A 17,929-nucleotide genomic window follows, 5' to 3' on the forward strand; every position below is an offset into this window, starting at 1 on the left:
TTGCCGCGCTCAATGCGCTGGCGCCGAGGTGAAATGCGCCCGCAGGCGCTCGGCGAGATGGACGAAATCCGGATCTGAGCGCGTCGCTGCCGAGCGCGGCCGTGCGATCGGAACATCGATCATTTCGCGCACGAAGCCGGGTCTTGGCGCAAATACCGCGACCCGGTCGGACAACAGGAGCGCTTCCTCGATCGAATGGGTGACGAGGATGACCGTCTTGCGGCTTGCCTCCCAGATTCGCAGCAGCTCGAGGTTCATTGCCTCGCGAGTCAGCGCATCGAGCGCGCCGAAAGGCTCGTCCATGAGGAGGATGCGCGGATCGTGCATCAGCGCGCGCGCGATCGCGGCACGCTGGCGCATCCCGCCCGACAATTCGTCGGGATAGCGGTCGCCGAAGCCATCGAGGCCGACCAGCGTCAGCAACTCGTCGGCGCGCGCACGTGCCGCCTTCTTGTTCAGCTTCAGAACCTCGGCGGGCACCATGATGTTCTGCAGGATCGTCCGCCAGGGCAGCATGACCGGACTCTGGAAGACGAGCCCGATGTCGCGGCGCGGTCCCTTGACGGCGGCGCCGTCGATCCCGATCGCGCCCGCCGAAGCCGTCTCCAATCCGGCGATCATGCGCAACAGGGTGCTCTTGCCGCAGCCTGAGGGGCCGACGATGCAGATGAACTGATTGGCTTCGATATTGAGCGATGTACCGAGCAGCGCCTCGAGGGACGCGCCGGAGCGCGAGCGGAACTGCTTCTGGACATCCCGGACTTCGATCAACGGCCTCGCGGGCGAGGTCATCGATAGGCCTCGGCCTTGCGCATGATCGCTTCCTTGTCGAAGCCGTTGATCTTGTCGACGAACGCATTGGTGAAGTAGGTGCTGACGTTAGGCTTCTTGTTGATCATGCCGACGTCGAAGAAGAACGATTGCGTGGTCTTCCATTCGTCCGCGGTGAAGGCACCGAAGCGGGGATCGGCGCGGCCTTCGAGCCGATATTTCGCGATTCGAGCTTCGAGAACGTGGATGCCTTCGCGCAGGGCCTGGTCTTCAGGGACATTGGCGGGCTTGGACGCGGGATAACGCGCCCAGTGAATGCGCACCGCAGCCTCGGGGTTGGCCAGCGTGAACACGACCCCCTTGGCGATGCCTTCGGCGAATTTCGTCGTGGCGTCCGGCTTCTCCTTGATGAAGGATCCGTTGCCGATAAGCATGATGCTGAGGAGCTTCGACGTGCCCTCGGTCTCGAAATGCCGGAACTGGAAGCCGGAATTCTCGAGAATCGCATAGGCCCAGTCCCACATCGCAATCGCGTCCACCTGCTTGGCCTTAAGCGCCGCAGCGGATTGCGGGCCGAGGCCGACCTGCAGCCATCGCACATCCTTTTCCGGATCGAGGCCCACGCCGCGCAGCATGGCCTTTGCTACAGCCGTCGCCCCGCTCGCAAGCCCCACGACGCCGATGGTCTTGCCTTTCAGGTCTTCGAGCTTCTGGACCGGGCTCTCTTTGACCACCGCGATCGTATAGATGGCCGCGCGGGCATGGTTATAGATGGCCGTGACATCGGCGCCTTCCTGTTTCGCCACCAGCAGGCCTTCGGGGCTGGCCATGGTGAATTCGGCCGACCCTGAGATCACCACCTGCGTCGCACCGGTCGAGCCATTGAAAGGCGTGACCGTTACGTCGAGCCCGGCGTCCTTCCAGAAACCCATTGCCTCCGGCACCGACGAATGCGTCGCCTCGGCGATGCCGGGACTTGGAGACGTGAGCAGGTATCGAATTTTGGTTTGGGCGTGGGCCGCCTGCGACAGCAAAGTCACGCAAAGGGCAATCAAAACGCTTCGAGAGAATACCGGCATCGACATGCTCCAAAGAGAAACCGCTGCAACTAGTCTACCAGTTAACTAGATAACCAGGTGCGCGAAGATTCCTCATCGCTTGCACTGTTTCGCGGCAGCGTCCAAACGACTGTTTTTGGCTATCCGCCGCAAAAACTACGGGCATCGATGTCCGCTCATGGCGCAAGCCGACGTTCTAAGCACAATCCTCGATCCGATCCGATCCGATCCGATCCGATGCGTTGCTCAGCTCGCAGTATCCAGCAGCACCCACAGCCGTGCGATCCGGCCGTCGACGATCTCTGCCACATCGGCGCCCGTGACCACTACAGGTCCGTTCTTCGGACCGGCATGCCATGTGAGATGGGCCAGGCCGTGATGGCCGTTGGCTTGTCCGACCGGCACGAAGGCGAAGTCGGGCCCGAACCGTTCGAGCAGCTTGTCGACGGTCTGCGAGATGTTGTCCCGGCCGCGCACGATGTCGTTCGGCTCGAGAAGCACCGGCTCGGCGGTGTAGATCTCAGCGATGACCTTGGCGCGCTGTGCTGGATCGCGTTCGCTGAAGACGCGCTCGATGTTCGTGCGCAGGAGATGATCGTAGTCGGGTTCGTGAGTTGACATGACGTGGTCCTTTGCGGTGTTCGGTGTCGCAAGATGTGCGAACAAAGATACGAAGGGATGCCTGGCCGAAATGCAGGAGCACATCGGCCAGGCGATTTACAGGGTTAGCCCGCGATGGCGGCCTGGAGATTTCCCAACACGCCGAGCTGGGCCATCAGGATAGTTGCCGCCGTGTAGCAGTGGAACGATTTCACCTTGCCGTTTTCGAGGTGGAAGACGTCGCAGCACGGCGTGTGCATAACCATGCCGGTGGCCGGGATGGCGCCGGCCGAGAGCGCCAGCGGTCCCTTATGCGTGCCGTTGAGTGACAGTTCGACGACGACGATGTCTCCGGTGACATAGATCAGTTCGAGCGCACGATGCATGTCGGGGAAGGCCTTGGCATAGATGTCGACGACATTGCCGATATCGGCGCCGTAATATTTCTGGCCGGCGGAGACGTCCCAGAAATAACCGTCCGGCGTGAACAGTTCGGTGAAGGCCCTGGAGTCCTGTACTTCGGCGACGTCGTACAGCTTGCGGATGATGCGTTCGTTCTCGGTCATGGTCGTTGCTTTCAATGGGATAGTGAAGGTGAGTCAGTGGCGCATTGTCGGTGGCGGCGGGCTCAGATCTGGGCCTGGCCGCCATCGACGAAGAGTTCGATGCCGTTGACGAAGGAGGCATCGTCGGAGGCGAGGAAGACCGCCGCCTTGGCGATCTCTTCGGGTTCGCCGACGCGGCCCATCGGGATGCGCGAGGCGAGATAGTCGAGCAGGCCCTGCTGCTGGGCGGCGTCGGGGCCGGCGAGTTCGACCAGGCCCGGCGTGCGGGTGGCGCCGGGGCTCAGCGTGTTGACGCGGATGCGGCGATCCTTGAGGTCGAGGATCCAGTTGCGGGCGAAGGAGCGCACGGCAGCCTTCGACGCGGCATAGACGCTGAAGGCCGCGGTGCCTTCGGTGCCGGCGGTGGAGCCGGTGAGGATCACCGAGGCGCCGTCCTGCAGCAGCGGCAGCGCCTTCTGCACGGTGAACAGCACGCCCTTCACGTTGCGGTCGAAGGTGTCGACATATTGCTGCTCGGTGATCTGGCCGAGCGGCAGCATCGATCCGCCGCCGGCATTGACGAATAGCACGTCGATCCGGCCGGCCTCCGCCTTGACCTTCTGATAGAGCAGATCGAGGTCGGTCAGCTTGCTGGCATCGGCCTGGACGCCGGTGGCGCCGCGGCCGATCTCCGCGACGGCAGCGTCGAGTTCGGGTTTGCGGCGGCCGGTGATGAAGACCTGCGCGCCGTCGGCGACAAAGCGCTTGGCGGTGGCGAGGCCGATGCCGCTGGTGCCGCCGGTGACGACTGCGATTTTTCCGGTGAGCTTCTGGGACATGGTGGTCACTCCTGTTTCGTTGACAAACAGACCATGGCGCCGGCTCGATCACTCCGATATAGCAACGATTGAAATTCATCGTTGCAGGATTGTCGATGTCGATTTCTAAACTCCCCGATTTCGAGGGCCTGGCATTGCTGGCCAAGGTTGCGGAAGAGCGTTCCTTCGCCGGCGCGGCCCGGGCGCTGAACCTCTCGGTGGCGACAGTCTCCCGCGCCATCACCCGGCTGGAGGACCGGCTCGGCGCGCAGGTGTTCAACCGCACCTCGCGCAAGGTGGCGCTGACCGACTTCGGCCATCGGCTGGCCGAACGCGCCGCGCGCGTGCTGGCGGAAGCGGAGGCCGCGGAGAGCGCAGCGCGCGAACAATCGAGCCGGCCGCGCGGCACCATCAATCTCGCGGTGCCGATGTCGTTCGGCCTGCGCGAGATCGCGCCGATCGTGCCGGCCTTCCTGCGCCACTATCCGGAGATCACGCTCAACCTGCATCTGAGCGACGCCACGGTCGACCTGATCGGCGACGGCTTCGACGCGGCGATCAGGATCGCGGCGCTGCCGGACTCATCGCTGATCGCGCGCCGCCTGCGCGCCATGAGCCGCTTCGTCGTGGCATCGCCGGGTTACATCGCGCGCTATGGGCGGCCGCAGTCGCCGTCGGAGCTCAATGCACATCACTGTCTCGGCTATGCCTATCGCGCGCGGACCAACAGTTGGCACTTTACGCACAAAGATGGCGAGCAGGTCTCGGTGACGCCGACCGGGCCGTTTTCGGTGACGAATATCGATGCGCTGCTGCCAACCCTACTCGACGGCATCGGCATCGCCGAACTGCCGTCCTTCGTCGCCGATCCCTATGTGGCCGACGGTCGTCTCGAAGTACTTCTGCCGGACTGGCAACTGCCGGGGGGCGGGCTGTATTTCATCACGCCCACCTCGCGCGTAAGGCCGGCTCGAATCGAAGTGTTGAGCGAGTTCCTGGCAATAAAGCTAGGCTCACCTCGCAACTAGATGACGGCTTATGGCGCAAAGAAGTCATTGGTATCAGTGCAAAACTTCTCGTCGTTTTCTGCCATTACTCGCGATAAAATGCTGCGTTACTTCTTAAAGTCTTCATGGCAGGCTATGACTCTTGAGAGGGGGCTTCGTCACACTACCGGTGTGTCTAGCCTTGTTTTGAATATTTCTGGCTTGGAGCAGCACTTGTGACGGCGCGAGGCGTTTCTCAGATCAATCCCCGATTGTCGATACTACGCAGTCATCCATTTTTTAATGATCTCGACGCCAAGGCATTGGATCAACTATGCCAGTATGCGAGCTGCCGAAAGTTCAAACGCGGGGCGACCGTCTTTGTGAGAGGAGATCCCGGCAATAGTCTCTTCGTCGTGGTGAGCGGCGCTGTCAAGATGAGCGTCGCCTCATCTGAGGGACGCAGCGCTATCCTTAATCTTGTGACGAAAGGTGAGATATTCGGGGAGATCGCGTTGCTCGATGGGCTTTCGCGAACGGCCGATGCGATCGCTCACACCAATTGCGAGCTTATTGTGATCGATCGGCGCGACTTCTTTCCATTTATCGAATCCCAACCGGCGCTGGCCGTGAAGTTCATTCGCTTGCTTTGCGCCCGTCTGCGTTGGACAAGTGAGCAAGTCGAGCATGTCATTTTACAGGATCTACCTGCGCGGCTGGCGAACCTGCTGATCGGCTTGGCCGCGAAACACGAGCCTGCTGACGTCGGTCGCCCGTTTGTCGTGACTCAACAAGAGATCGGCGAGATGGTCGGAGTGACCAGAGAAAGCATCAACAAGCAACTTCGTGCCTGGTCCTTGAAAGGGTGGATCCGTCTTGAGCCGGGCAGTATCGCCGTTCTCAAGCCGAAAGCGCTAGCGGCTGTTGCCGAAGCCGAACCCGCAACCCTCGATGAGCCGGGGAGCCCGCTCAAGATGTGATGTGGTTCACATGACTTCGCTGATGCGTGGTCCATTAGTGGCCGGGTATCAGGAGGCATTCGGCATGACACCCGTCGACGAATTGGAGCAAACCTACCGCCGCATTTACCGGCGCCTCACGCTCGGGCTGTTTGCCCTCTATGGCGTTGTTGTAGTGCTGGCTGTTACGGTGCTGGTCGGCAACCCGATGAAAGGCTTCTAAACGCCGGACCGGTGGGAGCCCTCATCTCGAATGGGCGGCTCGTCCGCGTGTGGCGACAGTGAGCTCGCTAACGCGAAGGGTTGGCTCCCCTTAAAGGTGAGGGGTGCCCGCTATGGGCTCGATAGATCCGAGAAATCGTAAGGGATGACGTTCACGCAGCGCACGGGCTGATTCAGCACGTGTTCGGCGGCCAGAGCGAAGTCATCTGTGTGAACTGCTTCGATCTCCGCTGCGCAGGCTTCGTTCGAGACAAAGACGTAGAGGACGTCTTCGTCCATTCCTCCGACTTTCATACCCAGGCACAAGCGGTCGTAAACACGCGGCCCCAGCAGACTGTTGAGCATGGCTTCGATGGCAAGTTGTTGCGTTGTCGTTGGTCGCATTTGGCCTCCATGAGGCTACTATGCGAATGAATGGACGGCTGTCTGTGATCTAGTTCACTGACGCGGGGAATGCGGCAGCTAATGTGTCGGCCATGTTGGCGCTGGCCAGCGGCTGGTTGTTGGGGCTTGCAAGTCTGACAACAATCCTAGTTTTGGCGAGCTTTCTTCGGTGGAATATAGATAGATCTACAACTACAAACGCTCTTGTTCTATTGCTGAGCACTCCAACCCGAGCCGAATAGGCGCACCGATGCATGGGATTCGCGAGACCAAGGATCTGGTGTTGCCGGCAAACGGCCGGGATCAACATTCATTGAAACTATTCCGGGATCAGGTGACCGGCGGCGATACGCCGGATCAGCCGGCAACCGGCGTATCCGGCTCGAAGCTGGCTGATCTCAATGGACTTGATCCAGGTGGCACCAGCGCTGTGGATCGCTTCGGATGGCGCATGCGTATGTGGGGCGAGCTCGTCAAATATCGGCTTTCCTGCCATGTTCTCTCCCATCTTCGGTTGTTCAAGGCGGTCTTCGCGGTGCTGCGCGTCGTGCGGCCCATCACGATCGTCGGTAACGTCCTTATGGCGACAAAAGCCAGCGATGTACGCGAGGTGCTCGAACGCTTCGACGACTTTGAACTGGGCGACACCATCGAGCCCGGAATGCCCTGGGGACCGTTTCTGATGACGGTCGATGGGCGAGAGCAGCATGGCCGCGAGAGGGAAATGCTGCAGAGCGTGGTCGAGAAGACTGATGCCCAGCTCATCCGGACGATCGCTTCCGAAAATTGCCAGTCCTGCATCGAGGCATTGAAGGACTCGGGCCAGATCGACGTTGTCGCCGATCTGGCGGAGTCGGTGATGGTTGCCGTCCTGGCCGAATACTTTGGCGTCCCTCCACTGAATGGAGACCGGCAGCGGATGGCAGGCGTCATGCGGAATCTGGCCGGCATCATTATGGTCAACCCGCCAGTTGGTTCGCTTCCTTGGAGCCGGTCTCGTGCCGATATCGCAGATCTGACCTGTCAACTGACGCAGCAGCTTGGATCCGCCGGCCCCACTACTGCCGCTGCATCGCACCCAGCCATTCCCGCTCACAGCCTGCTGGCACGGTTGCAGCGCCACCATGGTCAGTCGGGCAACCCGGCCTGGTTTGATGAGGAGTGGATTCGCTGCTATCTGACCGGGCTGGTTGCGACGGGGGGCGCCACCATCATCCGCGGTGTCACCCATGCCGTGGATCAGTTGCTGGAGCAGACCGGGGCGTTGGCGCATGCCCAGGCACTGTCCGCTACACTCGAGCGTGCGATCCACTCTGATCAGGAGCCGATCACTGCTGATGCGCCCAATGGCCAGATCGCAGCGGCGCGGGCAGCGTTGCGTGGCTGCATCTATGAAGCCATGCGGTTTCGTCCGATGCTACCTTTACTGGTGCGAACATGCCCGCGTGATACGATCATCGCCAACGGCACCCCGCGGGCCCGGCGGGTGCCTGCCGGGACGCTTGTCTTGGCACCGCCGCTGGCGGCCATGTTCGATTCCGAAGCATTTCCAGACCCGCTCACATTTCGCGATCGTCCCATCGAGAGTTACTTTCATTTCGGTTTCGGGCCGCGCCACTGTTTCGGCAAATACATTGCTGACGTGGTCATGCTGGAGATCGTCCGCGCGCTGATGCGCCTGCCGGGTCTGGCGCGCGCGCCCGGACAGGGCGGTCAGGTCGGCTATGACGGGCCAGCACCTTGCTCGCTGCGCGTGACGTTCAATGCGAATGGATCGGAGCCCGTCCATTGAATCCGAATTTCACAACGATCATCACGCCGATCGAACCGTCCAAAGTGGAATGGTGCAGGGGCTATCTTCGCGACAATGCCGACCCGCAGTTTGGCGGTGAGGCAGCGTTTCTTGAGTGCCGCCCATTGTTTCCATTCGACAAGATTGCAGGTCTGCATTTTTGTAGTTTTGTCATCCTGGACGCTGCCGACGGGGTCGGGCCTTGTCTCGTATTCGAGGCAACGTTCGATGGCCCGAGAGCGGGTTTTCTGGATGAGCTGTTAAAGTATGCACCAATTGGTTTCGACGAGGTCTACCGCTGGTGTGTCGGCTATCCCTTGTCAGGAACAACGACCCCAAATCTGGTCCGGGAGTATTGGGAGCGCCATGACGTCGGCGCGAATACGTTCTTTAGTGGCAGTCCCGGCCGCACGGTGGTGCAGGTCAAAGGCGAGAACAGCGTTCGGAAGGGAATCGTGTCGTTTCTTTCGGCGCGATTTCTCGTCGATGCGATCTTGCCCGGTCGCCCGGCGGGGTTGCTCGATCTCGTGACACGAGAGTGCATTCGCGGCAGTGCCGACAATCGCTGGGCAGAGCAGCCGGCGCAATTGCCATGGCAGATGACGCTTCGAACCCAGATCGCCGTTGCGGCTGGTATCGTCGTTGCGCTGCTGGCATGCGCTCTGGGCGCACTCGTGGGCTGGGCTTTGGGCTATCGACCATCAGCGCTCTACGCGGTGTTGCCGCTATGGCTTGAGACGGTCGGTCACGCAACGCAGCATCTCGATACAAAGGTATCGGCATTGCCGTGGGTCTCCCAGCTCACCGAAGTCATACAGCCGGCAACGCTGACCGGCTTGATGCTATTGAGCGTGATGTGGCTGGTGGTCCGGGCGGCAGAACTTCTTCTCCGGAGTGCGAGCAAAAATACCCGCGACCAGCATCTGTTCTGGCGCTTTCCGCTGCAATTGGCGGTCGTTACACGATACGCGCTGCTCGGTGTGCTCATCGGTGTTGTCACGCTCGCGGTCATCTCCGGCGTTGACAGATCACCGACATGGGCCGGGATATTGGTGGATGGTCCGAGTGGAATCCTGATGTCGCTGGGTGCGGTGCTGGTGGTCATGTTCCAGCTTGTCTGTATTGGGGGGCTGTTGCTCGTCGGCTGGTATTGCACGACATCGCTGCAGTTGATGGTCGAGCTTCAGCCTCTCAGCAAGACGCGCGAGAATCTGCGGCGTATGGCATTGGATGTCATCCAGTTCGCCATGTTCCTTCTGGTCTCGGTCGGCGTCCTGCTCGTTGCAGCGCTGCTGCCGGAAACGGTCATCAGCAACGTGGCTGGAATGGCCAGATCGCTCACTTACGGCTGGCTTCTGATGGTTCTGTTGGGATGGAGCGGCGTGATGGCCGGCTATCTCGTCGGACTGCTGGCTCTGTGCGTGGTTGGGGCACTCGAGTATCGCGACAGGACGACGTTTGAACATCCCGCAGGTCTTTTGATCCGGGCTCGCGACAACGCGCGCAAATATGCGCGCGAGGAAGCCGGAATTAACCGGTACCAGAACCATCTGGCCAGCATCACCTGTGTAAAGCCGGGTGTCCTTCGATACTGGATCCTTCGACTGGTCCTGTTCGCCGTCAATGTTCTCGCGAAATTCTGGTTCAACAAGGGTGAGCTTGGCGGCATCCCAACCATCCTCTCGGCGCGCTGGGTGCTGATCGATGGTGGCCGGCGTCTGCTATTTCTCGACAATTTCGGCGGTGCCTGGGAGAGCTACCTCAACGAGTTCATCGATCTGGCCGCCGTGAAGGGGCTGAATGCGATCTGGACCAATACGTTCGTGAACGCGGCAGGGAAACGCTACGGTTTTCCGCCCACGCGTTTTCTGTTCTGGCAAGGCGCGCAGGATGCGAGGCCGTTCAAGGCCTATGTGCGGCAGAGCCAGGTGGAAACCATCGTCTGGTACGGCGCCTATCCTATGCTCGGTGTTGTCGGCATCAATGCGAACACCGATACCAGACAAGATCTGTTCGCTCCGTTGAGTTCGCCGGCTATCGATCGATTCCTCCAACGTCTTTGAAAAACCATGAACACGGAAAAAATCGAATGGCATGATGTGCAGGGGCTGCTGTTAAGCGGCTATCCGCAATTGCCGTACTCCGCCTATGTGGCCTGGCACTTTCTTCCAGGCCAGCGGGATGCTGCCAAGCGCTGGCTGCGCGATCTGGCCGAGCGATTGATGCGCGCGGACAGGATTGAGGGGGAAGATGACGGCGCGACGGATCTGCAGTTACCGCCGACGAACATCCGGGCACTTAAGGCCATGCGTGTTGGCGATCGGACGGCGATCAATCTGGCCATCACTGCCAGCGGCCTCCAGGAGCTAGATCTCGACGAGCATCAGCTGTCGGACTTCTCCGTGGAATTTCTCGAAGGCATGGCGCCGAAGCCGACGTCTGGCAGACGGATGCCCCGACGCTCCGGCCTTCTCGGCGACGCGGGAGAAAGCTCACCGTGCCGATGGGAGTGGGGTGGATGGGGGCCGTCCGCCGAGGTGCACGGCATGCTGTTGCTTTATGCATCCGAAGAACATGTGTTGCAGGCCCTAGTCCAGGCGGAGCAGCGCGCGATGAACGGCGTTGCTGACGTTGTTGTGACTGGTAACCAAGGCAACGGCCGGCCCGTCATCGTCCATGGCCGCCTCTATGACGATGCCAAGGAGCATTTCGGCTTCGTCGACGGCATCTCGCAGCCGATCATCGAGGGGTCGCCCCTAGCTATCCGAAGCGAGGAAAACGCCAAGAACGAGAAAAAAGCCAAGTCCTGTCACACCCCCGCGGGCAGTGGCGAAGGAGACAAGGTCCTGAGCGCAAAAGACCGCCGCATCTCCCTGGTCAAGCCAGGCGAATTTGTGCTCGGCTATCGCAATGAACGTCGGGAGCGCATCAGCAGCCAATCCGTGAAGCCCGGCTCCAATCTGCGCGATCTGCTGCGTAACGGAACCTACCTGGTGTTCCGGCAACTGGAGCAGGACGTGGACGCCTTCGAGAAATTTGTTGCCAGCATCGCTACCCGAATGCATGGCAAAGCCGATGTCGAGGCGGCAGAGGAGGTTGCGGCACGGCTGATCGGCCGGTACCGCAACGGTGCGCCGCTGGTGCGTGCCGGCGCCGATTCACCGTCGGCACCCGAACGCAATGATTTTCTTTACGCCTACGAAGACGAGTCAGGGATGGCCTGTCCGATTGGCGCGCATATTCGCCGTGCCAATCCGCGCGATGCCATTGGCTCCGACCCGGATGTCGCACTGAAGCTGTCCAAGATGCATCGCATTATCAGGCGCGGCCGGCCCTATGGAGCCAGGCGCGGCGAGCAGGACGAGACAACCGGCAACGGTTCTCGGCGCGGGACGGCGTTCATCGCGTTGAACGCCGATATCGCTGGCCAGTTCGAGATGATCCAGCATTCGTGGCTGAACAATCCTCAGTTCGGGGGACTGCCCGTCGGGACCGATCCGATTAGCCATGTTGCCCATGACGGAGATGAACTCGTCATTCAGCAGAGACCGTTCAATCTCCATATCGAAAAACCTCGCCCCTTTGTCACGGTGCGCGGTGGGGCGTACTTTTTTCTGCCGGGTATCAATGCCATCCGCGCCCTGGCCGATTGAGCTCGCAGCCAGGATCTGATTCAGGCAACCAAGGTGGCAAGCGCATCGTTGCAGAGCGTCGTGTAAGGCTGCATGGAGCACTGTTCGGCGAGACCGAGCGCTTCGCGATAGTATCGTTCTGCGGTGGTCGTGTTGCTCGTATCGAGAATATGGGCAATGTCGCCCAGAAGCTTCTTGGCGTAGACTTGCTGCGGCAATTCTCCGCGCTCTTCCGCCAGTGCTAGCGCTCTTTCAGCTACGGCTTTGGCTTCCTTGCTGCGGCCGGCGGCAAGGAAAGCACGACCTTGAGCGATGAACAGAAAGCGCCAGCCGAATGCGTGTTCAGCGAGCGGAATATCCAGCTTTTCAGGCACTGCGAGGATGTTGAGTGCAGATTCGACATCGCCCAATGCGAGATAGGCTTCGCCCATCCGGGACGCGAAGACCGGGTACATCTGTTTCATCTCAAGATCGAGGCATGTCTGCCAGCTCTCATTCAGCAGCGCGAGCGCTTCGACAGGGCGCCCTTGCGCGATCCGGAGCCGACCAAAAACATGATTAATGTTGGCGCGTGAATACGAGTGGTTCGCCGCCACCGCCAACAGCCTTGCCTCTTTTGCAAGAGCCTCTGCGCGAGAGAAGTCACCGAGATCGATCAGTGAATCGGCCATGAAGGTCCGAAGCATCACGCTGGGAAGCGCGGCCCATCCAGCGCGCTTCTCGTCGATCTCTGGCGTTTCGATCGCGAGACATTCTTCGTGATACGCAAGCGATTGCGTGAAGTCGCCGGTTTCATGGTGGATGATGCCCACATTGTGGAGAGCGGCAAAGGTTAGGACGGGTTGGCCGATCTTCTCTGCGATCGACTGTGCCGTTTGGGCAGCGGTCATGGCTTCGACGTGATAGCCAAGTCTCCAGAGTGCGACTGTCAACTGACAATTCACCGCCGCAATCCGCCATGGTTCCCGGGATTCTTCGGCCAGCCGGCGCGCCTCACGCAAGACGTCGGCAATACGTTGATGCATGCCGATTGGTTCGAGCGCCGTAATCACCGTCAGATGCAGATCTATTTCAGAGATGGTTTTCTTCGATGACGGCGGCCAATGCGCCAGCGTTTCGCGGCCACGCTCGTAAATGGCGATCGCATCCTGATTGGCGCCACGCTTGATTGCTCGACGGCAGCTCCGCAACTGATACGGAACTGCCTTTTGCCATAGCTCAGCGAGAAACGCGTGGTCGGCAAGTCGGTCGATATACTCGTCGAGACGGTCGGCGAATCGAAGCTCGATAATTTCGATCGCCTTGGCGTGGAGATAGCGACGGACGCTGAGTAGCATCATGCCGTAGGCCACTTCTCTCGTGAGCTCATGTTTGAACGAATATTCGAGGGTGCCGGAGGCAGTGACCTTTCTGAGAAAATCGCCCGACTCCAGCGCCAGAAGACGAGGAGCCAGTTCGTCGGGATCAGTTCCAACCATACCGGACAGCAGGATCAATGAGATGTCTTTGCCGATCACGGCGGACATTTGCAAAAGCGATTTGGTCGCTTGATCGAGTAAGTCGATACGCGATGCCAGAACGGAATGAATGGTCTCGGGGATTTTGATATTAGACGACCCATCGCTGACTTTGTAGCGGCCCGGATCGCCGACTAGCACCTTCGTATCTTTGAGTGCCTGGGCCAATTCCTCCACGAAGAGTGGATTGCCTTGCGCTTTCGCGAGGACACGTCGTCTGATGTAGCCCAGACTTCCGTCATTGCCCAACAGCGATACAAGCAGTTGATCACCGTCCGGCTCGCTGAGCGGCGCGATGTCCAGGCGTTCAACCGCTCGGCCGGACCAGATGCGTCCCGGGCGTTGCGTGACGACCACGAGGACCCGGGCGTTATCGAGCATCCCCATGATGCTGTTCAGAATGAGCTGTGTTTCGGCATCGATCCAGTGGATGTCCTCGATCAGGATGAGCAAGGGCGTCAACCGTTCCTGCGAGAAGACGAGCGTCTTCATGGCGTCGATGACCTTGTTGCGTCTTTCGGATGGCTCAAGCTTTTTCCAGTCTTCGTCCTCGCTGTTGAGATCCAGGAGCGAGAGGATGGCCGGAAGATGTGGGGGCAGATTTGGATTGAGGCGGGTAACACGGGTGCTGGTCCGGCTGGCAGCCGAGGCGGGGCTATCCTCGGCGCGTACGCCGAAGAGCTCACGTATCAACGTGCTGACGGGATAGTAGCTGGAGTTCGCGCGTTGAGAAGCGCAGGTCGTCTGTAGGACGAGCCATTCTTCAGGAACGCTGGCGATGAACTCATGGACCAGACGCGATTTGCCGATCCCGGCAGGGCCGACAATGGTCACCGCGCGTCCGCGTCCCGCAGCGGCGTTATCCAGCAGTTTCTTGAGGAAATCTAATTCTGTCCGACGTCCGATCAGCGGACTGAGGCCGCCGGATGAGCGAGCCTGCCAGCGCGTGCGCGGCCGCATCGACACCAGTTCATAGGTCTCCACCGGCTCGGCGACCCCTTTGGCTTGTTCGGGCCCGAGCTGCAATGCGCTGATGAAGCCCTTCGCGAGTTGGAAGGTGTCGGACGACAATTTGATCGAGCCAGGGGAGGCAAGCGCTTCCATTCGGGCGGCGAGGTGAACCGTTTTTCCAACGGCGTCATAGTTCATCGCCAGATTGTTGCCGATCGAATGAATGATGACCTGTCCGGAATTCAGGCCAATTCTGATACTGATCGAGCGCTGATGCAGACGATTGAATTCGATGATCGCATTTCTCGCAGCCAGTGCTGCGCGGCAGGCCTGGACGGCGTGGTCTTCGCTCGCAATGGGGGCGCCGAAGAGCGCCATAATGCCGTCACCGCGCGTCTGGTTGACCAATCCATCGTGCTCATGCACGGCGTCCATCAGCCGCTTGAGCACTGGGCCAATAACTTCCAGCGCTTCTTCTGGGTCCAACTGGTCGATGAGTTCGGTCGACCGCTGGATGTCGGCAAACAGGACGGTGACACGTTTGCGCTCGCCCAGCATGGATGTGCCGGACCGCATGATACGCTCAGCGAGTTCTGGCGGGATTTGCGATTGCAGGAATGAGAGTGCATGAACGCCAAGCGCAGTTGGAGCAGCCCTTGGCCGCCCGCAGCCACCGCAAAAGCGTGCATCCAATTGCATCGTGAACCCGCAATACGCGCATTGGTTCGCGGAATCGTCCAATGGGTTGTCCCCTTCTTTGGATGCCACCTTTCACTCTTTCCGGCGGACGAAGCAATCTATCCAATTGCGCGATCATGGCAATGTCGGGAGCTATGTCTCAGGCCAGGGTGAGCATGGTATGATCTGGAAAGCATCGGCCAGGTGGGCCCAATATCAAATCGGGCGATTCGCGCGATCCGGATGGGGCAGCGCAATAGGCGCGTCATGCGTCGACGTGCAGATGAGTGACAGCAGTTGGCGCAAAGCGGACATCGGCTTTTGACAGAGCGCTGACCATCTCATCGTTAGCGCCGTGACGGACGCCATGGCTATCGCGGTATTGGCTAGTAATGGAAACATATAGCGACTGATCCGCCTCTAAACGCCGAGCGGCGCCCGCAGATTGTCTTGACTACGCTGGAGGTGTCAAGATTTTCGAGAACGCGCAAGGAGCGCGACGGTGGCTCGGTGCATGATCTTTATAGTCATGATACTGTAGTATTGCGACGCTAACAACTTTCCTGCCGGCGAGCTGCTAGGTTCGCTTGGTTATTCGATTGAGCCCCGTGGCGGGCGATAGGATACCCAATAGCTGTTGAAGCGGCATTAGCCAGTCCGTCGATCCGTTCCGGAAGCGTTGTGCGTTTGAGGGCAGGTGGGGTGACGATCGTCGGCCAGGCACGTCGCTGCACTCAGCTTGTTCTGCTGGGGTGGATGGTCGCATTTTTCGTCGGCGCGTCGGTTCGTCCGTCCGGCGCCGATGGTTCTGCCATCCCTGTTTCGCCGGATGAACTCATACAATTCGATATTCCGGCGCAGTCGCTGGATGCAGCATTGAGGGCTTACAGTGTCGTGACGGGGCTCGAGGTTTTCTATAATGCCGCGCTCGTCGATCGCCGTTCGTCTCGTGTCGTCGCGGGCGCCTTCACGCGCGCCGTCGCCCTGCAAAGGTTGCTGGATGGCACCGGCTATGTGCCGCAAGTCACTGCGGATGGGACAGTCACTATTGGTCCGGAACAGGTGACGGGTCGCTCGGTGTCCGATGTTGTGGCCCAACGTCGGCGTTATGAGGGATACCTCGCCGCAGTGCAAGCGCGGATCAGCGCTGCGCTCTGTGCCGCGCCCGATCGCGCGCCGAGCGACGAGGACATCCTTCTTCGCCTCTGGCTGGCAGCGGATGGTGCGATTTCGCGGGCCGAAGTTCTGGACAAGGCCGCGCAGCAAGGCGCTCGGATTGTCGCGTTGCTCGGGCGGACCAATGTCGGCCTGCCGCCGGTCGGGATGCCGCAGCCGGTGATCCTGGCTGTTTTTCCGCCGTCGCCGATGTCCAGGGAATGTCGTTTCTCCGCCGACGAGCCTGTCGGCCGTGACCGCACGGGGCCCGCGCTCGAGATGGCGCGATGAAGGCACAGAACCTGCGCCAGCATCTGCTGCTCGACTATGAGGCGTTGAAGGTCCAGCTTGCCCGCCGACTTGGCTCCGTGGATCGCGCCGATGACGCCTTGCATGATGCGTGGCTACGGCTGGACAATGCGGCGCCGGCTGAGCCTGTCCGCAGTCCGTTCCTGTATCTGCTGCGTACGGCCTATCGCCTGGCGCTGAAGCGTCGGCTCAAAGAGCGCGAACGGGTGACGCTTGACGACGTCCGCACGGCGCTGTCATTGGCTGACGATGCGCCCGATCCGGAACGTGTAGCCATGGCGCGGTCGGACATAGAGGCCGTGCGCGGGGCGTTGGCCGAGCTGTCGCCCCGGCGCCGTCACATCCTTCTCGCCGCCCGCGTGGAAGGCCGCATGCTGCGCAACATCGCCGAGCAACTGGGCCTGTCGCAGCGCATGGTCGAACTGGAATTGAAGGCGGCCGTGCTGCATTGTGGGCGCCGCCTGGAAAAAAAGATCGTTCAGCGTTTCGGTCCGAAGGCCTTGAAGTCATCGGACAATGAAGACTGCTGCCATGAGTGACGAGGACGCGGGGTGATCACTGCTGCCGATCAGAGCCCAATCGACTCCAGCGCGCTGGAGGAGCAAGCCTATGACTGGGTGGTGCGTTTCGCCTCCGGCGAGGCCAATGGGCTGGATCTCGACGGATTGAAACGGTGGATGGCGAAAAGTCCTGATCATGCGGCAGCTTTCGACCGCGTGAGCCGGTCCTGGCAGGCGATCGGCCAGGTGCCGGCGGAGGCATTTGGCGGCACAGCGGACATCTCGCGCGCGGCGCCACCCAGAGTCGGGCGACGCGTTTTTCTCGGCGGTGCGCTGGCCGCATCGGCTGCGGGGGCAGCGGTGATGGTTGCGCGGCCGCCGTTGGAGCTGTGGCCGACGCTGTCGGAATTGGGCGCGGATTTTCGCACCGATGTCGGCGAGCGGCGCCAGCTCAAGCTGTTCGGCGATGTGGCGATCGATATGAACACACGCACCAGCATCGCGATGCGGACCACCTCACAAGCGCCGGATCGGATCGAACTTCTGTCCGGTGAGGCAATGGTTGCGACATCGCCGTCCGTGGCTGCGGATGTCACGGTGGTCGCCGGCGACGGGCAGATTGTGGCGCGCGAAGCGCGTTTCAACATTCGCCATGCCGCAGACGCCGTCTGCGTTACCTGTCTTGCCGGTGAAGTCCGGGTAGAGCTCGGCGGCGCGAACGCCAAACTGCCGGCTGGCTCCCAATTGACCTATTCCGGCGAACGTCTCGGCGCTGTTAAAGCCGTCGACGGCGCGGTTGTGGCGGCGTGGCAGGGGGGATATCTCGTGTTCCAGTCCACGCCGGTTGCCGATGTGGTGGCAGAGCTCAATCGATATCGTCGCGGCAAAATCATCCTGACAAACGCGGCGCTCGGCCGCGAGCGCTTTAGCGCCCGGCTTCGCGTCGAGAATGTCGATCGTGTGATCGATCAGCTCGTGCAGGCTTTCGGCGCGCATGCCACGGCGCTACCCGGCAGGATTGTGTTGCTCGGCTGAACCTGCAGCGCATTTTG

The 17,929-nt window shown here is 60.7% G+C and carries 16 protein-coding genes; 9 read left to right on the forward strand and 7 right to left on the reverse strand.

Annotation, left to right across the window (positions count from 1 at the left end):
- Positions 1-9: 9 nt before the first annotated feature.
- The 5 genes from AB7783_RS26740 to AB7783_RS26760 all read right to left on the reverse strand — a co-directional run bounded on the left by AB7783_RS26740 (position 10) and on the right by AB7783_RS26760 (position 3,813).
- On the reverse strand, positions 10-792 hold the full coding sequence (locus tag AB7783_RS26740; RefSeq protein WP_441279268.1) for an ABC transporter ATP-binding protein: 783 nt from the start codon (positions 790-792) through the stop codon (positions 10-12).
- Complete coding sequence (locus tag AB7783_RS26745) at positions 789-1,850, reverse strand: ABC transporter substrate-binding protein (RefSeq protein ID WP_441279269.1); 1,062 nt, start codon at positions 1,848-1,850, stop codon at positions 789-791. The genes AB7783_RS26740 and AB7783_RS26745 overlap by 4 nt, the downstream gene beginning before the upstream one ends.
- A 225-nt stretch (positions 1,851-2,075) precedes the next feature.
- Positions 2,076-2,450 (reverse strand): nuclear transport factor 2 family protein, encoded by a 375-nt coding sequence (locus AB7783_RS26750; protein ID WP_441279270.1) that lies wholly within the window; start codon positions 2,448-2,450, stop codon positions 2,076-2,078.
- 104 nt (positions 2,451-2,554) lie between these two features.
- Positions 2,555-2,995, reverse strand: a complete 441-nt coding sequence (locus tag AB7783_RS26755) for a nuclear transport factor 2 family protein (RefSeq protein ID WP_441279271.1) — start codon at positions 2,993-2,995, stop codon at positions 2,555-2,557.
- Between the two features lie 62 nt (positions 2,996-3,057).
- Positions 3,058-3,813 carry an SDR family NAD(P)-dependent oxidoreductase gene (locus AB7783_RS26760; protein ID WP_441279272.1) on the reverse strand — a complete coding sequence of 252 codons (756 nt, stop codon included), beginning with the start codon at positions 3,811-3,813 and terminating at the stop codon, positions 3,058-3,060.
- Positions 3,814-3,908: 95 nt separating this feature from the next.
- On the opposite strand from AB7783_RS26760, the gene AB7783_RS26765 reads away from it, so the two are divergent.
- The 3 genes from AB7783_RS26765 (at position 3,909) to AB7783_RS26775 (ending at position 5,960) form a co-directional block, all read left to right on the forward strand.
- Positions 3,909-4,820: a LysR family transcriptional regulator gene (locus tag AB7783_RS26765; protein ID WP_441279273.1), complete on the forward strand. Its 912-nt coding sequence runs from the start codon at positions 3,909-3,911 to the stop codon at positions 4,818-4,820.
- A 194-nt stretch (positions 4,821-5,014) separates the two neighbouring features.
- On the forward strand, positions 5,015-5,758 hold the full coding sequence (locus tag AB7783_RS26770; protein WP_441279274.1) for a Crp/Fnr family transcriptional regulator: 744 nt from the start codon (positions 5,015-5,017) through the stop codon (positions 5,756-5,758).
- Positions 5,759-5,768: 10 nt separating this feature from the next.
- Positions 5,769-5,960, forward strand: coding sequence for a hypothetical protein (locus AB7783_RS26775; RefSeq protein ID WP_441279275.1), 192 nt, complete (start codon positions 5,769-5,771; stop codon positions 5,958-5,960).
- Between the two features lie 110 nt (positions 5,961-6,070).
- On the opposite strand, the gene AB7783_RS26780 is transcribed toward AB7783_RS26775, so the two are convergent.
- Positions 6,071-6,343: a hypothetical protein gene (locus AB7783_RS26780; protein ID WP_147421613.1), complete on the reverse strand. Its 273-nt coding sequence runs from the start codon at positions 6,341-6,343 to the stop codon at positions 6,071-6,073.
- 283 nt (positions 6,344-6,626) lie between these two features.
- Between AB7783_RS26780 and AB7783_RS26785 the strand changes: the two genes are divergently transcribed.
- From AB7783_RS26785 to AB7783_RS26795, 3 genes are read left to right on the forward strand one after another with little or no spacing between them, the layout of a single operon-like run.
- Positions 6,627-8,135, forward strand: coding sequence for a cytochrome P450 (locus AB7783_RS26785; RefSeq protein WP_441279276.1), 1,509 nt, complete (start codon positions 6,627-6,629; stop codon positions 8,133-8,135).
- Positions 8,132-10,198: a hypothetical protein gene (locus AB7783_RS26790; protein ID WP_441279277.1), complete on the forward strand. Its 2,067-nt coding sequence runs from the start codon at positions 8,132-8,134 to the stop codon at positions 10,196-10,198. Before AB7783_RS26785 ends, AB7783_RS26790 begins: the two co-directional genes overlap by 4 nt.
- 6 nt (positions 10,199-10,204) lie before the next feature.
- The gene (locus tag AB7783_RS26795; RefSeq protein WP_441279278.1) at positions 10,205-11,788 is read left to right on the forward strand and encodes a Dyp-type peroxidase; all 1,584 of its coding nucleotides are present in this window, start codon (positions 10,205-10,207) and stop codon (positions 11,786-11,788) included.
- Positions 11,789-11,808: 20 nt separating this feature from the next.
- Here the strand turns inward: AB7783_RS26795 and AB7783_RS26800 are convergent, their stop codons facing one another.
- Positions 11,809-15,003, reverse strand: a complete 3,195-nt coding sequence (locus AB7783_RS26800; RefSeq protein ID WP_441279279.1) for an ATP-binding protein — start codon at positions 15,001-15,003, stop codon at positions 11,809-11,811.
- A gap of 612 nt (positions 15,004-15,615) precedes the next feature.
- Between AB7783_RS26800 and AB7783_RS26805 the strand changes: the two genes are divergently transcribed.
- Genes AB7783_RS26805 through AB7783_RS26815 form a run of 3 tightly spaced genes read left to right on the forward strand, consistent with a single transcriptional unit; the run spans position 15,616 to position 17,912 of the window.
- On the forward strand, positions 15,616-16,359 hold the full coding sequence (locus tag AB7783_RS26805; RefSeq protein WP_441279280.1) for an STN domain-containing protein: 744 nt from the start codon (positions 15,616-15,618) through the stop codon (positions 16,357-16,359).
- Positions 16,356-16,916, forward strand: coding sequence for an RNA polymerase sigma factor (locus AB7783_RS26810; RefSeq protein WP_441279281.1), 561 nt, complete (start codon positions 16,356-16,358; stop codon positions 16,914-16,916). Before AB7783_RS26805 ends, AB7783_RS26810 begins: the two co-directional genes overlap by 4 nt.
- 12 nt (positions 16,917-16,928) lie before the next feature.
- Positions 16,929-17,912, forward strand: coding sequence for a FecR family protein (locus AB7783_RS26815; protein ID WP_441279282.1), 984 nt, complete (start codon positions 16,929-16,931; stop codon positions 17,910-17,912).
- Positions 17,913-17,929 lie beyond the last annotated feature (17 nt).

The sequence above is a fragment of the Tardiphaga sp. 172_B4_N1_3 genome, assembly GCF_052076035.1.
Lineage (GTDB): Bacteria > Pseudomonadota > Alphaproteobacteria > Rhizobiales > Xanthobacteraceae > Tardiphaga > Tardiphaga robiniae.

What these genes read in the sequence shown, in the direction of transcription:
- AB7783_RS26765 (WP_441279273.1), top strand. Translation starts at nt 3,909, where the DNA reads ATGTCGATTTCTAAACTCCCCGATTTCGAGGGCCTGGCATTGCTGGCC.
- AB7783_RS26745 (WP_441279269.1), bottom strand. Translation starts at nt 1,850, where the DNA reads ATGCCGGTATTCTCTCGAAGCGTTTTGATTGCCCTTTGCGTGACTTTG.
- AB7783_RS26810 (WP_441279281.1), top strand. Translation starts at nt 16,356, where the DNA reads ATGAAGGCACAGAACCTGCGCCAGCATCTGCTGCTCGACTATGAGGCG.
- AB7783_RS26795 (WP_441279278.1), top strand. Translation starts at nt 10,205, where the DNA reads ATGAACACGGAAAAAATCGAATGGCATGATGTGCAGGGGCTGCTGTTA.
- AB7783_RS26775 (WP_441279275.1), top strand. Translation starts at nt 5,769, where the DNA reads ATGACTTCGCTGATGCGTGGTCCATTAGTGGCCGGGTATCAGGAGGCA.
- AB7783_RS26755 (WP_441279271.1), bottom strand. Translation starts at nt 2,995, where the DNA reads ATGACCGAGAACGAACGCATCATCCGCAAGCTGTACGACGTCGCCGAA.
- AB7783_RS26740 (WP_441279268.1), bottom strand. Translation starts at nt 792, where the DNA reads ATGACCTCGCCCGCGAGGCCGTTGATCGAAGTCCGGGATGTCCAGAAG.
- AB7783_RS26760 (WP_441279272.1), bottom strand. Translation starts at nt 3,813, where the DNA reads ATGTCCCAGAAGCTCACCGGAAAAATCGCAGTCGTCACCGGCGGCACC.
- AB7783_RS26780 (WP_147421613.1), bottom strand. Translation starts at nt 6,343, where the DNA reads ATGCGACCAACGACAACGCAACAACTTGCCATCGAAGCCATGCTCAAC.
- AB7783_RS26750 (WP_441279270.1), bottom strand. Translation starts at nt 2,450, where the DNA reads ATGTCAACTCACGAACCCGACTACGATCATCTCCTGCGCACGAACATC.